This window comes from Streptomyces sp. SS1-1, assembly GCF_008973465.1.
GTDB lineage: Bacteria > Actinomycetota > Actinomycetes > Streptomycetales > Streptomycetaceae > Streptomyces.
Genome location: NZ_WBXN01000001.1, coordinates 69779 through 85330, shown reverse-complemented (window position 1 = coordinate 85330; position 15552 = coordinate 69779). Strand labels below are relative to the sequence as shown.

General features: G+C 65.8%; 10 protein-coding genes and 1 pseudogene. 9 read left to right on the top strand and 2 right to left on the bottom strand.

Annotated features, from left to right (window positions below):
• Nucleotides 1-316 precede the first annotated feature (316 nt).
• Entirely contained in the window at nucleotides 317-3814 is a 3498-nt protein-coding gene (locus F8R89_RS00395) for a S8 family serine peptidase (protein WP_225994257.1), read from the top strand.
• 302 nt (nucleotides 3815-4116) lie between these two features.
• Here F8R89_RS00395 and F8R89_RS00390 read toward each other — a convergent pair whose 3' ends face one another.
• Nucleotides 4117-5241, bottom strand: coding sequence for an XdhC family protein (locus F8R89_RS00390; RefSeq protein ID WP_151782140.1), 1125 nt, complete (start codon nucleotides 5239-5241; stop codon nucleotides 4117-4119).
• 609 nt (nucleotides 5242-5850) lie between these two features.
• Between F8R89_RS00390 and F8R89_RS00385 the strand changes: the two genes are divergently transcribed.
• From F8R89_RS00385 to F8R89_RS00360, 6 genes are all read left to right on the top strand, one after another.
• Nucleotides 5851-6564 carry an alpha/beta fold hydrolase gene (locus F8R89_RS00385; protein ID WP_192805999.1) on the top strand — a complete coding sequence of 238 codons (714 nt, stop codon included), beginning with the start codon at nucleotides 5851-5853 and terminating at the stop codon, nucleotides 6562-6564.
• A 53-nt stretch (nucleotides 6565-6617) separates the two neighbouring features.
• Nucleotides 6618-7829, top strand: a complete 1212-nt coding sequence (locus tag F8R89_RS00380; protein ID WP_225994256.1) for an acyl-CoA dehydrogenase family protein — start codon at nucleotides 6618-6620, stop codon at nucleotides 7827-7829.
• A 93-nt stretch (nucleotides 7830-7922) separates the two neighbouring features.
• Nucleotides 7923-8567 carry a TetR/AcrR family transcriptional regulator gene (locus F8R89_RS00375; protein ID WP_151782055.1) on the top strand — a complete coding sequence of 215 codons (645 nt, stop codon included), beginning with the start codon at nucleotides 7923-7925 and terminating at the stop codon, nucleotides 8565-8567.
• 821 nt (nucleotides 8568-9388) lie between these two features.
• Nucleotides 9389-9919, top strand: coding sequence for a (2Fe-2S)-binding protein (locus tag F8R89_RS00370; RefSeq protein ID WP_151782054.1), 531 nt, complete (start codon nucleotides 9389-9391; stop codon nucleotides 9917-9919).
• 40 nt (nucleotides 9920-9959) lie between these two features.
• Nucleotides 9960-10895 carry a xanthine dehydrogenase family protein subunit M gene (locus F8R89_RS00365; RefSeq protein ID WP_318841245.1) on the top strand — a complete coding sequence of 312 codons (936 nt, stop codon included), beginning with the start codon at nucleotides 9960-9962 and terminating at the stop codon, nucleotides 10893-10895.
• Nucleotides 10892-13105: a xanthine dehydrogenase family protein molybdopterin-binding subunit gene (locus F8R89_RS00360; RefSeq protein WP_151782052.1), complete on the top strand. Its 2214-nt coding sequence runs from the start codon at nucleotides 10892-10894 to the stop codon at nucleotides 13103-13105. The genes F8R89_RS00365 and F8R89_RS00360 overlap by 4 nt, the downstream gene beginning before the upstream one ends.
• Before the next feature lie 110 nt (nucleotides 13106-13215).
• On the opposite strand, the gene F8R89_RS00355 is transcribed toward F8R89_RS00360, so the two are convergent.
• On the bottom strand, nucleotides 13216-14031 hold the full coding sequence (locus tag F8R89_RS00355) for an IclR family transcriptional regulator (protein ID WP_151782051.1): 816 nt from the start codon (nucleotides 14029-14031) through the stop codon (nucleotides 13216-13218).
• Between the two features lie 334 nt (nucleotides 14032-14365).
• On the opposite strand from F8R89_RS00355, the pseudogene F8R89_RS00350 reads away from it, so the two are divergent.
• Both F8R89_RS00350 and F8R89_RS00345 read left to right on the top strand, forming a co-directional pair.
• Nucleotides 14366-14629, top strand: a pseudogene (locus tag F8R89_RS00350) (hypothetical protein); the annotation flags it as partial.
• Between the two features lie 49 nt (nucleotides 14630-14678).
• Nucleotides 14679-15548, top strand: coding sequence for an IS5 family transposase (locus F8R89_RS00345; RefSeq protein WP_151782049.1), 870 nt, complete (start codon nucleotides 14679-14681; stop codon nucleotides 15546-15548).
• The last annotated feature ends 4 nt before the right edge of the window (nucleotides 15549-15552 follow it).

The window sequence follows — 15552 nt, the reverse complement described above, 5'->3', positions numbered from 1 at the left end:
ATCATTCACCAGCGCTCCCGCTCTACGGCACCTCCATCCAGTTAGGAAATTTTTCATGCCCCCATCCCCGTTGCCCGGCCGAGGGGTGACCGTCGTCGGCATCGCTCTGACTGTGCTGGCGACGTTTGGCAGTACCTCGGCAACCGGCGCCGTGCACCCAACCGTTTCCCTAGCCGGCGCCCCGCCCGCGCTGAGCACAGGGCACCGCCCCCTCGGTTCCCCCCGCACGATCACTTTGATCAACGGTGACAGGGTGTCTGTGACAGGCTCCGGCGCGTCCCCGCTGATCGAAGTGACGGGCAGTCAAGGCCAACCTGTGGACGCTGACACCACCGTTGTCGACGGCGAGACGTACGTGTATCCACGAGAGGTCCTGCCGTACATAGCGGCGGAGACATTGGACAAGCAGCTCTTTAACATCACCCGGCTGCTCGAGTACGGCTACGACGACGCCCGATCCGACCGTCTGCCGGTGATCGTGCGGTACTCCGACAGCTCTGATGTGCGTGAAGCAGCCGCGCCCGAGGGAGGCGAAAGTCTCCGCAGGCTGACCAGCATCCAGGGCGCCGCCCTGGCCCAACCCCGTGATAAGGCCGAGGTCTTCTGGTCCTCCCTCACCACGGGTGTGGATGCCGCCGCGCTGCAAAGCGGTAGAGACGGCAAGCGACCCGTCCTGGCGCACGGAATCGAACGCGTATGGCTCGACGGCAAAGTCAGAGCTGCCCTTTCCGACACCGTCGCACAAATCGGTGCGCCTGAAGTGTGGAAGGGAGGCAACACCGGTGAGGGCGTTGACGTCGCAGTCCTGGACACAGGCGTCGACACGGGGCACGCCGACCTGGTCGGCCGGATCGCAGCCACGAAGAGCTTCGTCCCGGACGAGCCCATAGACGACGTGAACGGTCACGGAACCCATGTCGCATCCACGATCGCCGGGACGGGAGCCGCCTCGGACGGTAAGCAGAAGGGAGTTGCGCCCGGGGCCAGATTGCACATCGGTAAAGCCTTGGACGACAGCGGGTTTGGTCAGGACTCCTGGATTGTGGCGGCCATGGAGTGGGCCGCGCGCGATCAGAAGGCCAAAGTCGTCAGTATGAGCCTGGGCGGCGGCCCCACCGACGGCACGGACCCTCTCAGTGCCGCAGTTAACGGCCTGAGCGCCGAGACAGGGGCGCTCTTCACGATCGCCGCGGGCAACAGCTTCCGAAACTCCACCATCGGAACCCCCGGGGCGGCTGACGCGGCACTCACGGTCGGTGCCGTCGATTCCCAGGACACGCTCGCAGGATTCTCCTCGCGCGGACCGCGCGTCGGTGACGCCGCCGTCAAACCGGAGATCACCGCGCCCGGAGTCGATGTGCTGGCGGCCCGGTCGCAATACTCCCCCGGAGAGGGCGCGTACACGACGAAGAGCGGTACCTCGATGGCGACTCCGCATGTCGCGGGCGTGGCGGCGCTGCTTGCTGCTGAGCATCCAGACTGGTCCGGGGCGAAGTTGAAGGAAGCCTTGGTCAGCACAGCCAAGCCCACTCCCGCGCACAGCCCCTTCGAAGCAGGCAACGGACGCGTGGACGCCGTGGCGGCCACCAAGGCCACCGTCTACGGCACCGGCGTCGTCTCCGTAGGCCTGCATGAGGTCCCCGCGCCCCCCGGGGCAACCGTCGACCGCAAGGTGACCTACACCAACACCGGCACCAGCCCCGTCACACTGGACCTCGCGCTAGACACCGGGACCGCCCCGGCCGGCCTTTTCACGCTTTCCTCCTCAAAGGTCACCGTTCCTCCGGGCGCCTCCAGTTCGGTGACGCTCTCCTCCCACCTGGACCACACTGTCGAGAACCACGCCTACACGACCCGGATCACGGCCATGGAGAAGGGAACCGTGACAGTAACCACTGCGGTGGGGCTCGTCACGGAAAGCGAGAAGGCAGTTGTCGATCTGACGATCAAGGACCGTTCGGGCAAGCCCGCGTCCGGTGCGGCCACCCTCATGGCAGAACGGGTCGGCGGGACCGCGCAGGACGTGAAGGACGTACCGATAGGATCCTCGGCCCGACTGAGGCTGGAACCCGGACTCTGGTCCTTCAGCGTGCTACTCGACGTAGAGGGCGCCCACGGTGCGGAGTCCCTCGGTCGCGCCCTGGTCACCCTGCCCGAGGTGAAGGTCGACCGGGATATGCCGATCTCCCTGGACGCCTCCACGACACGCAGGGTCAGCGCGGTCACGCCCAAGAACACTGCTACCACTTATGCGCGCGTCGACTTCACCCGCGCGCTGACGGACACGGATGTCACCCAGAGATCCTTCAACCTGTACCCCCATTACGACAGCTTCTTCGCCTCCCCGACCGCCCATAAGGTGACCAAGGGCGCCCTCGATCTCAAGGTCCGCTGGCGGGAGGAGGAACCCGCATTGACACTGCAGGTCGGTAAGGAAAACCTCACATCGGCCATCGTGCGGCGCGGCGCACAGCCACTCGCCGAGGGCGCCACCCGGCTGGACGCCGTCTACGCGGGCCAGGGTGCTCCCGAGGACTACGCTGGGCTGCCCATTCGGGGTAAGGCCGCTCTCGTCCAGCGAAACCCGATCGTCACGATGGCCGACCAGGCCGCCGCTGCAGCCAAGGCAGGAGCGAAAGCCCTGATTGTGGCCGACCCTGGTCCTACGCGGCTCGACCCGCGGACACCGGCTACCCCACCTCTGACGGTGATCACCGTCGGCTACGGCGAGGGTCTGCGTCTGATGAACTTGGCCGACCACGGACCGGTTGCACTGAAGGTGTCGTACGACGCAGAAACTGACTACCTGTACGACCTTGTGGCCTCTTGGAAGAAGTCGCTGCCGAAGGACTTCACATACAGGCCGAAGACTGAGGACCTGAGCAAGATCGACGTTTCGTTCGAGCATCACAGGGCGGGAGAGGCAACCGAGTTCCGCTTCGACCTCGAACCTGGAAGAACCGATATCACGCTGGGGATCAGCCTGCCCACCCCCGCGCAGGGGTCCCGTACCGACTGGGTGACCGCGGGGGCCGGGGTCGAGTGGCGTCAGACGGCAGCCGTCCTCGGGGACGTCACAAGCTACGACACACCGACGGCCCTCCGACCGGGAAGCGCGACCAAGGAACGGTGGTTTGCCCCCGTCGGCCGTCCGCGGAGCAATGAGGCACACCACGCGAGCAGAGGCAGCGACTACATCATCACCCAGCTTGCCGGCTGGGGGGACTCCGGCAGCGACCATCAGGCCTACCTAATGGCCCCCGGCACAACGCAGACGGCCTCGCTCTATCAGGGCGACAGACTGCTCTCACGTACACCGGGATCCACCTTCATTTACGCCACCGACCTCAAGCCTCAGCGGCTTCCCTACCGCTACGTCCTTGAGACGTCCCACGGCACCTGGGGAGCCCCGTACTCGACGCGGACCAAGACGTCCTGGGACTTCGTCTCCGCGACGGTTGGGCCTGACAACGAGGCGCCCCTACCGCTGATTCAGCTCGACTACGGCATCGACACGGACACGGCCGGCAAGGCGAAGCGAACCGCGAAACTCACGCTCACCCCCTCGCACCTGACCTCACCCGTCCAAAACGCCTTGCCGCCCACCTCTGCCATCGGCAAGGCCGGCCTGGAGGTGTCGTACGACGACGGCGCAACCTGGCACGAAATGCCCCTGACCCGCACCTCGGCCGGCTGGCACACCACCCTGAAGGCACCACAGAAGGCCTCTTATGTGGCGGTACGCGCCACGGCCTCCGACGATCGGGGCAATGCGGTGAAGCAAACCATCATCAGAGCTTTCGGCCTGAAGTGAGGCGATGAGCCGGGGGGCACCGGCAACCGGTGACCCCCGGCTCACGGGCAATGCACAGCCCCGAACAGGGCGAGGGCCTTCCAGTAAGAGGAGAGGGAGCTGCCGTTCACCAGCCGCTACGTCCGGTTAAGACGTGCTGAGTTGGAGGCAGACGTCTCCATGACGGCGGATCACCTCGCCACCAATCCCGTGCGAGCGGCGGCGGGCGGCATGAGAGGACGCTCGAGACGCTGGTCGGGTTGAACGGCGCGTAGGACACCGGGCTCACACGATGATCTGCCAGCAGGAGGTCCAGGCGCCTCTCAGTGAACTGAGAGATCACTGTGGATCGAGTTGCGCGTACCAGTGAGGGGCAGGCCGGTGCCCCCTCTGCGGGCGGCGACCAGTTCGGCGGCGATCGAAAGCGCGGTCTCCTCCGAGGTGTGAGCCTTGAGGTCCAGGCCGATCGGTGCACGGAGGCGTGCCAGTTCCCCACTGGTCATGCCCACTTCGCGCAGGCGGCGCATGCGATCCGAGTGGGTGCGTCGGGAGCCCATGGCGCCGACGTACGCGACGGGCAGTCTCAGCGCGAGCTCCAGGAGCGGGATGTCGAACTTGGCGTCGTGGGTCAACACGCACAACGCGGTCCGGTGGTCGACATCGGTGCTTTCCAGGTATCGATGAGGCCACTCGATGACGATCTCGTCAGCCTCGGGGAAGCGCTCCCGTGTTGCAAACACGGGGCGCGCGTCGCACACGGTCACGTGATAGCCAAGGAACTTGCCTTGCCTGACCAGTGCAGCTGCGAAGTCGATGGCGCCAAAAACGATCATACGAGGGGGAGGCGCGCTGGATTCGACAAGCAGGCGGAGGGTTTGGTCGCAGTACGATCCGTCCGCTCCAACCTTGATCGTTGAAGTACGTCCCGCATCCAGTTGTGCGCTGGCTTCAGCGGCTGCGAGACGGTCCACCTCAGGTCCTTCGCCGATTGTTCCCTCCGCCGAACCGTCCGCTGCGACGAGCAGCCCGTGTCCGATGGCACGCTCCGGTCCGTCCAGGACGAGCGCCAATGCCACAGCCTTGCCGGCACGCACCGCTTCCAGAGCGGCGGTGAGGAGAGGGCGGCAAGGGTCGGCCTTCCGGACGGGGGTGGTGAGGATGTCGATGACTCCACCGCACGTAAGGCCCACGGCGAAGGCGTCCTCGTCGCTGTAACCGAAACGCTGCACCACGCTGCGGCCGTGCTCCAGGGCCTCCTGGCACGACTCGTAGACCGCACCTTCGACACATCCGCCGGATACGGATCCCACAGCCGTTCCGTCGGCGTTGACAGCGAGGGATGCGCCTGGCGGGCGAGGGGCGCTGCCACTGACGGCGACGACTGTAGCGACAGCGAAGTCCTGGTCGGCTTTGATCCAGCGGTGCAAGTGTTCCGCAACATCATCCAGCATGTTCAACTCCTGAACTTCGGAGTGCCGAGACGGCTTGAACCCGCTGCCGCGCCAGTCAACCCCGAGCCGAACGGAACCAGAGCAGCGAGACACGTACGACCAGATTAGTAGGCCATAGCGCGATATGCCCGGAACCGAAATGTCGAGCACTCGGCGCTGGACGCCGGCGCGGCTCGCTCGAGCGACCCAACGAGAGGATCGTCACATATGAACATTATCTGCTAGGAATAGCATTAGGGTCGTTGAAGAGCTGCTCGAGACCTCTGGAGGTCGGACAGCCGATAAGCGCCTGCGCTGGGGAGCGGATCGCGGTGCAGGCGCTGCGCTGGGGCGCAGCAAGGGACGGGAGGATCACCCGTTCATCGGGCGGTACCCGGGTCGTGGGGACGGTACGGGTGCCGCCCGTCATTGCTTGTGGCTGCGGCGGCGAGCCGACGTGTGGGAGCGCTCGCTGAGGCTGTACGAATTCGACGCATTCCGGTTCCACTGCGGCCTCCGTTGGCAAGAGAAACGCCGCGAGAGTTGCGCGGGTGGATGTCTAGGACGTCTTGTTGGACAGCATGTCCAAGTCCACTCTATTCTCGGCCCTGCGCGACGGCGTTGTTGATGATCATGAAAGTGGTTCTGCTGTTGTATCCAGACGCGATGACCCCTCCCACGCTGCTCCTCGTGCACGGGGCATGGCATGGCGGCTGGTGCTGGGAAAAGTTGCAGGCGGCGTTGGACACAGAGGCGACCGAGGCCCGCACGGTAGACCTTCCCAGCGCAGGCGGGCGCAGTGGAATCGCTGCAGATGTGAATGCCATCCGGCAGGTACTCGCGCGCATAGAAGGTCACGTCGTGGTCGTCGCGCACTCCTACGGCGGAATTCCGGTCACCCAGGCCATCGTCGAAGCACCCAACGTTGTGCACGTCGTCTACCTCGCTGCCTTCCAGCTCGACGTCGGTGAGAGCCTCCTCGGCTTCTACGGAGCGCCTCTTCCTCCCGACGGGGAGGAAGAGCAGGCGGTACCGGACGATCCGATCTCCGTGTTCTACGCGGACGTGCCTGCTTCGGAAGCCGAGCAGGCTGTAGAGCGGCTGCTGCCGCAGAGCACAAGGTCCTTCAGTGACGTCGTGGAGCAAGCAGGCTGGCACCTCATTCCGTCGACGTACATCGTCTGCGAACGTGACCAGGCGCTTTCTGTGGAACATCAGGAGGCCCTGGCCGGTAGGGCGACCGAGGCTCACCCCATGGCGAGCAGTCACTCACCCTTCCTGTCCGCACCGGAAGAACTTGCCGCCCTGCTGTCGAAGATCGCGCGCAACACCCTCGCCTGAACCTGGGCACCCAACGCTGTCACCAGCTCGGAACAATGCACGAGGAGATCGTCGTGAGCACCAGCAGCGCATGCGAAAAGAATGCGCCGGGTCCGCCAGCAGTGACCGGGGCGGATCTTGTTGAGCGTGCCCGTGCCCTGCAACCGCTTCTGCGTGCGCAGGCGGAGCGCGGCGAAGCGGACCGCGCCATTTCAGCAGACGTCGTTGCCGAACTTGCCGGGGCCGGGGTCTTCCGACTGCTGACTCCGAAGCGTTTCGGAGGGCACGAGACCGACCTGCGCACCCTGACGGACGTTTCCGAGGCTCTCGGCGAAGCAGACGGCTCCACCGCATGGACCGCCATGATCATCTCGGTGACCAACTGGCTGACCAGCCTCTTCCCCGACAAGGCCCAGGAAGAGGTGTTCGGAGCCGACCCAGATGCCCGGGTCACCGGTGTGGCCGCTCCTACCGGCGTCGGCTGTCGCGTGTCCGGCGGATGGCTCGTTAGCGGAAAGTGGTCGTACAACTCCGGTGCCCCCTACGCCACCTGGGCCGCTCTGGGGGCCTTGTTGCAGGACGAAGCAGGAGCGGCCGCGGAGCAGGCCATGCTGTTGATCCCTGCCTCGGACCTCACGATCGAGGACACCTGGCGCACAGCAGGCATGAAGGGTACGGCGAGTAACACGCTGATCGGGCGAGATGTCTTCGTGCCCGAACACCGAATGCTGTCAGTTCGCGCCGCTTCCCAGGGCAGCTACCCCCGCTCCTTCCGAGAGGACGAGCCGCTCTACTCGTCGGTGTTCGGATCGATGCTGCTGCTCTGCCTTGCGGGGCCACTGCTGGGCCTTGGCAAAGCCGCCTTTGAGACGGTGAAGAACGCAGCGACGGAAAAGCCGTTGTCCTTCACCGTGCACGGCAGGCAGGCGGACTCCGTGGGTGTGCAGATACAGATGGCAGATGCGGCACTGCACCTACAGACGGCGAGGCTGCACGTGTACCAGGCCGTGGACCGGGTGGACCAGGAATCCGGGGCCATGGACTTCGCGACGCGCACACAGATCAGAGCGCAGGCCGGCTACGCAGCCCAGCAGGTCCTCGTAGCCATCAACACCTTGCTGAACGTTCACGGGGCGGGCGCGTTCGCCGAGTCCAACCCCCTCCAGAGGATCTGGCGAGACGCCAATACCGCCGCGCGCCATGCTGGCCTGGTGCCAGCCGTCGGGTTCGAGGCCTACGGCAAGACGCTCCTGGGTGTTGAGGAACCCGTAAGCCTCATGGTCTGACCCGGGGGAGGGCGGGCTGCCCCGCAGGTCGGCAGCCCACCCGGAAGAACGAGCCGGACCAGACGGCAGTCCGGTACTCCTTAAGATGACGACATGGCTTCCACCACCCGACGACCCTCCAGAGCATCAGACCGACGGGCCATCCTCGAGAAGCGGATCCTCACCGTCATCGAAGGGCTTCTCCAGGGTGGCGTCACCTACACAGAGCTGAGCGTTGAGCAAATAGCGCAAGCTGCGGGAATCTCTCGTTCCACCTTCTATCTTTACTTTCGTGACAAAGTAGATGTTCTGCTCCGTCTCAGTGGAAGCCTCAGGAGCGAGAGCTACGCCATCGCAGCTGCTTGGCAACCAACGGGCGCCGATGGGGGTGTCGACGGTTTGGCCCGCACCTATGAACGTATCCTTCAGCATTACCGGAAGTACGCTGCTCTGCTTGCAGCGATCAATGAGGTTGCGGCGTACGACCCCGCTGTGCGTGAGGCGTGGAGCGCGTACCAGAGCCAGTTCATCGACAACACGATTACGGTGCTCAAGGGCGAGCAACAAGCCGGCCGAACGCCGCAGGACATTGATCCGGTGCTGGCCGGACGGCTCATTGTGCAGGGAGGCGGCCAAGTCATCGCAAGGCAGGTCGCCTGCAGCGAGGGTAGCGATGACAGCGAGGTGGCCCGTGAACTCGCACTCGCATACTGGCACGGTGTCTACCGGCGGCCCGCGGCAGCAACTCACGGCGGCTGAAGAACGGTCGTCTGCAGACCCACGCGGACAGTGAAGCGAGCGTGTCACAACGGGTGGGAACAGCTGCCTGAACCGCCCGGATCCCGGAGTGGGCAGGTTTCCCGAAGTGCCCGGGCGATTCCCTTCCCCGCAGTGATGCGAGCCGCTGTCGTCCTACTCGCAGGAGCCCGCACCTGGAATTTCCCCTTTTCGCGATGCGAACCGCCGATCGCCGATGCTGATCGCCGCAGCCCAGGACGAGGAACGTCGCTCGGACGCCTGGGTTGAAGGGAGGCCTGCCAGGCGGACAAAGCTTGTGGCCGACGAATCTGCACGGCCATGATCCGGGAGCTCGATGATCCGGAGCGGCTTGCGTGGCCGCGGCGCTGCAACCGCGGTATGACCGCTGTGCTGTTCAGCGGTCCTGTGGAGCGACTGGCGGACGACTCCGTTGCTCGCTGCGCCACTGGGCAGGACACCTTGGGTCCGTTCCGGCACCGAGGATCCCTGGCCGCAGTGAGCTAGATGCTGCCGATCTTGCGAAGTCAGCAGGGCATGTGACCGTTTCCGGCAGAGAGGCATCTGCTCCTCCAAGGCGGCACAGGCCCTGAGATTGGCATGCCCATTAAGGGGGACTCCATCCGGGATCACCGTGTCAACATGCATGCCCCGCCCTGATGCGCAAACTGGAAAGTATCTATTCGTGATGCCAGTCGTATCCGCTATCCCGTCCAGGGCGCGAATGGCGAGCTGACCCATGCGGTTCTAGCATCAAACAGACACCGCTCTGGTTGACGTAGTGCTCCCCCCGCCCCGGGCAAGATCAATCGAATCGAGGCGCTATGAAGCATGTCGAGACCGCGATACGCCCTAGCGAAGCAACATCAGAACGTCCTGACGTAGAAGTTACCCTGAACGTGAACGGCGAAGAGTATCGCCTGCGCTTCGACGCCCGTGTCACGCTCCTCGACGCCCTGCGTGATCATCTGGGGCTTACCGGAGCGAAAAAGGGTTGCGACCAAGGTGCATGCGGCGCATGCACGGTTCTGGTCGACGGGAAACGCATGGTGTCCTGTCTCGCCTTGGCCGCCCAGTACGACGGTCATGAGATCACCACGGTGGAGGGTCTGACCGACGACGGCCGGCCGCACCCGCTACAGGAGGCGTTCGCCCGCCACGACGCGTTCCAGTGCGGTTACTGCACCCCCGGACAGATCATGTCCGCCGTCTCCCTGCAGGCGGAGGGCCGTGCAGGGACAGAGGAAGACATCTGCGAATTCATGAGCGGAAACATCTGCCGCTGTGGCGCCTACGCGAACATCCGTGCCGCGATCCGCGAAGTAGTGTCGGAGGGTAACGATGCGTCCCTTTGAGTACGTTCGGCCCGCCGAGCCCGAACAGGCAATCGCGGCCGTGACCGCAGACCCAAAGACCTCCTTCCTTGCTGGTGGGACAACCCAGCTGGACCTGATGAAAGACGGCGTTCTCGACCCTGAGCGCCTGGTCGACATCACCCGCCTGCCGCTTAAGGGCATCATGCACGCCGACGCTGCGGTACACGTCGGCGCGCTGACGACGATGGAGGAGCTGGCGGCGGATTCCCTGCTGCGTGAAAGGCTTCCGTTCGTCAGGGAGGCGCTTCTCCTGGGAGCCTCCACGCAGCTGCGGAACATGGCCACCATCGGCGGCAATCTTCTGCAGCGCGCACGCTGCCGCTATTTCCGCGACCCCACGGTAGGCGCATGCAACAAGCGAGACCCCGGATCTGGCTGCGCCGCCATCACAGGTATTCAGCGCATGCACGCCATCCTCGGCACGAGCGATCAGTGCATCGCCCTGCACGCTTCGGACGTTGCGATCCCCTTCGTAGCACTCGATGCGATTGTCCACATCCAGGGCCAGGACGGCCCTCGGTCGGTCCCCCTGACGCAGTTCTACCTGCAGCCTGGCACGTCACCGCACATCGAGAACGTACTGGAGCACGGCGAGCTGATCACCGAGGTCGAGATCCCCCTGCTCCCGGAAGGAACCAGGTCGCACTACCTGAAGGTGCGCGACCGTGTGTCCTACGAGTTCGCTCTGACCTCGGCCGGCGTCGCCCTTCAGCTCGAGGGCAACACCATCCGCGAGGCCCGGATCGGACTGGGCGGGGTCGGCACAATCCCGTGGCGGGCCTTCGGCGCTGAAGAAGTTCTGCGGGGAGCCGAGGCGGGGGAGGATGCCTTCCGGGCAGCGGCAGAAGCAGCCCTGGAGGGCGCGCAGACCCTGCCGGGCACCGCGTTCAAGGTAGAACTGGCCAAGCGCACCCTGGTGCGCACTCTGGAGACCGTTGCAGGAGCCCACTCATGACCACCGTCAAAACCCGCACAGACACGGTCGTCGGCGAGGGTGTGGACCGTGTGGACGCCCCGCTGAAGGTCACCGGGGCGGCTCACTACCCCAACGACTTCAGCTATCCGGGCATGGTGCACGCGGCTGTGGTGGGAAGCACGATTGCCGCGGGACGCATTCGCAGCATCGACGCATCCGACGCGCAGTCCGCCCCGGGCGTCCTCACGGTGATCACGCACCTGACCGCACCGCAGCTGGAGCGCGGGCCGATGACGCTGCTGGGGCCGTCGCCTCCGGCGCCTATGCAGGACGACCGAATCCTGCACTACGGCCAGCACATCGCGATCGTCGTTGCCGACAGTCCTGAGCAGGCCCGGCACGCCGCATCCCTCGTGCGTGTGGAATACGAGCCTGCCGAAGCGCTGCTGGACGTCGAGGACCCGCGTGCCGAGATCGTCGAGAACCCCTGGGGCCTGGACACCGAGCGAGGCGACGTATCGGCCGGACTCGCCACGGCCGACGCCGTGATCGACGAGCGGTACACGACACCGGACAACACCAACAATCCGCTCGGCCTGTTCACCACGATCGCCTCCTGGCACGGCGACTCGGTCACCATCCACGACTCCACGCAGTGGCCGCACAACGTGCGGACCTCACTCGCCCAGATCTTTCAGATTCCCGAGAGCGGCGTGCGAGTGCTCGCCCCCTATGTCGGCGGCGGCTTCGGCGCCGGCCTGCGGGTCTGGTCCCACACCATCCTCACCGCGCTGGCCGCACGTGAAGTCAAGCACCCGGTAAAGCTGGTGCTGACGCGGCCGCAGATGTTCACCTCGGTCGGACATCGCCCCAACAGCGTCCAGCAGATCAAGATCGGCGCGACAAGCGCCGGTGACCTGGTAGCCCTCGAGCACCACAGCATCTCGTCGGTAGCGATGGAAGACGACGACTACGAGCCGGTCGCCTTCGGCTCGGCCGTCTCCTACGCATGCCCCAACGTACGGACGCGTGACAGCCAAGCCCGCCTCAACATCCCCTGCCCGGGATCGATGCGAGCCCCCGCGGAAGGCCAGGGGAGTTTCGCCCTGGAGAGCGCCATCGACGAGGTGGCCCACGCGATCGGCATGGATCCGCTGGAGTTCCGGCTGCGCAACTACGCCGAGAACCATCCCGTACTCGGACTGCCCTGGTCGAGCAAGGCGCTCCGCGAGTGCTACACGCTGGGTGCGGAGCGGTTCGGCTGGTCGCGCCGCAACCCGGAAATCGGGTCCATGCGGGACGGCCGGTGGCTCATCGGCTACGGCATGGCCGGAGTGTCCTACCCCTACTACCAGGTTCCCTGCCAGGCACGGGCGTCGCTGCGCCGTGACGGCTCGGCCTACGTGACCAGCGCCGCCACCGACATCGGCACCGGTACCTACACGGTCATGACTCAACTCGCGGCCGAACTCCTCGGCCTGGACCTCGGGCGTGTCCGCTTCGACCTCGGCGACTCGGACATGCCCTATGCCCCTCAGGCTGGCGGCTCGGGCCTGACCGGTGCGCTGGCCAATGCGGTTCACACCGCATGCGGCAACCTCGTCCGGGAGTTCCTCGACGTCGTGCGCGACGACGAGAAGTCACCACTGCGCGGAGCGACGCCGGAGGAGGTCACGGCCAGTGATGGGCGTCTGCACCGCACGGACGCTCCGGATCAGGGGGAGGCCTACACCGACATCCTCGCCCGCCACGGACTGGAAGAGCTCAGCGCCGACGGCCGCAGTGTGCCTCCCGACGCGCAGAAGATCGGCATGGCTACTGCCGGTGCCTTCGGAGCCAAGTTCGTCGAGGTACGCCTCGATCCGCAACTGGGTCTGCTGCGGGTGGCACGGGTGGTCTCCGCCATCGACGGCGGACGCATCCTCAACGAGAAGACCGCCACCAGCCAGATCAACGGCGGCACCGTCGGCGGCATCAGCCAGGCCATGTTCGAGGCCACAGCCACTGACGCGGGCACCGGGCGCATCGCCAACGCAACTTTCGGCGACTACCTGATGCCCGTCAACGCAGACATCCCCGACATGGAAGTCATCTTCTGTGGCACGCCAGACTGGGCCACGAAGGTCGGCACCAAGGGTGTCGGAGAGGTCGGTCTGGTTGGCATCGCGGCCGCCATCGGCAACGCCGTTCATCACGCCACCGGCCGCCGGCTGCGCTCCCTCCCCTTCACCATCGACCAGCTCTTCTGACCGCACACCGCCTCCACCGGTGCGACGAGGAACCCTCCTCGTCGCACCGGTGGGGCGTTTTCACAGCCCTCGCATCCCACACCACGCCGGTGTGTGCCGGAGTACTCCGACTACTCCGTGCCCCTGCGCTGCTCCTCGAAGGCCCGCACTTCATCAATGCCGCGTGAAGGCACACTGTCCTCTGCCGCCCCCAGCTGCCGCGAGATCTGTGCTGCTGCACGGGACATCGCAGCCACCACGAAGGGCAGACGGTCCGCGGACAGACGGCCTCTGGGAGCGGAGACGTGCACAGCCGCGCTCACCGTGCCAGCAGCATCAACGATGGGGGTTGCCAGCCCCAGGATGCCCTCCACGCTCTCACCGTCACTCACGCTGTAGCACCGGGAACGGATCGATGAGAACTCCTCCCGCAGCTCCCCGCGGTCGACCAGCGTGCGCGGCGTGAACTGCTCAAGTCGGGCAGCCTGAAGAACTCGCTGCTCCAAGTCCGGGTTATGGGCAGCCATGAGTTTGCCAACACTCGACCCGTGCAGCGGGCGCTGTCCGCCCAACTTCATCACGACCGACAGGGTCTGACCCGCCTCATGCCGGTCGGCGTAGACCACGCCGGCACCGCTCCGGACGGCCAGGTAGGTATTCTCGTTGATCTCCTCGCACAGCTCAGCCAGATAGGGCTGGCTTACATGCCGCAGGTCCACGCTGTCGACGATGGACAGGGCGAGGACGACCGACCTGGGCCCCAGTCCGTAGGTTCGCTGCCCCAGCATCTTCACCACGTCCAGCCCGACAAGCGTCTGAAGCAGATCGTGCGCGCTGCTCATGGGTAGCTCGAGGTCTTCGCTCAACCGCTTGAGTGTGGAGCCCTCCTGATGCTCGGCCAGGTAGCCCAGGATGGCCAGCGCCCGGTCGATGCGGGCCGGATTCATCGGCAACCCCTCTCACTCCACTGCTGATGCCCAGGGCGCACCGACGTCCGCCCTGCCAGAAACAGTATTCGAGAAGCGCTCCCGTCGTCCCGGCAGGCCTGCACGACGGCACCGGGCCCGACGGACAGCTACAGCGGTGACCCCCAGGTGAGCGCACCAGACACCGGTTGCGGCGAGGACGGCTCTTGACGCCGCTCGGTGGCCTCCTTAGGCTCACTGCTACGTAAATACGGAGTTAACTTCGAGATCTCGAAACTCCTGATCCTGGCGCCCCGTCTGGCTCACACGCGGACGACTGGCCAGACGGCACACGATCCGGTTCAAGGAGACACGCTTGTCTGAGCAGCTCATCTCGATCCTCGCCCTGCTGGTGATCTTCCTGATCGGCACACTGCGTGCGGTCAACCTCGGCGCCCTGGCCCTCGTCGCCTCGTTCGCAGTCGGAGCCGGCGTTCTGGGGATGAGGACCCCCGAGGTGCTCGCTGGCTTCCCGGGCGAGCTCTTCGTGATCCTTGTCGGGGTCACCTATCTGTTCGCGATCGCCCGGAACAACGGCACTGTGGAGTGGCTCGTCCAGGCGGCGGTACGCCTAGGCCGTGTTTTAGAAGTGGGCTTCGCCCCTTGCCCTGTGCCGTGATGATCGCGGTGTGGGGCGAGGGGATCTTTCTGACGGGCAGTGGGCCGTGCTGGAGCCGCTGTTGCCGGTCGCGGTGCTGGGGCGGCCATCGTTGGGTCGGCGGAGGCTGATCGACGGGATCCGTTGGCGGGTGCGGACCGGTGCTCCGTGGCGGGATCTGCCGTCGAGGTACGGGCCGTGGCAGACCGTCTACGGGCTCTTTCGCCGCTGGCAACGTGACGGCACCTGGCCCGAACTGCTGACCCGGCTGCAGGCCCGGGCGGATGCGGACGGGCTGATCACGTGGGAGGTCAACGTGGACTCCACGATCTGCCGAGCCCATCAACACGCCGCAGGCGCCCGCCGTGACGGACAGGCCCAGAAGGAACCGCCGGGCGGAATCCGCACCGAGCCCGACGACCACGGCCTGGGCCGGTCACGGGGAGGCTTCACCACCAAGATCCATCTGGCCTGCGAGCAAGGCCAACGGCCGCTGTCGTTGCTGGTCACCGCAGGTCAGCGTGGTGACAGTCCTCAGTTCGCCGCCGTCCTGGAAGGCATCCGGGTGCCCCGCACCGGACCGGGCCGTCCTCGTGTCCGGCCGCTGCGGGTACGGGGCGACAAGGCGTACTCCTCCCGCGCCAACCGGGCCTACCTTCGAAAGCGCGGAATCCGCTGCACGATCCCGGAGCCCGCCGACCAGGCCGCCAACCGCAGACGGCGCGGCAAAGCCGGCGGGCGGCCTCCAGCGTTCGACCGCGAGGACTACAAGGCCCGGCACGCGGTCGAGTGCGGAATCAACCGGCTCAAGCGCAACCGCGCGGTCGCCACCAGGTTCGACAAACTCGCCGTCCGCTTCGAAGCCACCGTTCTGATCGCCGCCATCGGCGAATGGTTATGACCGG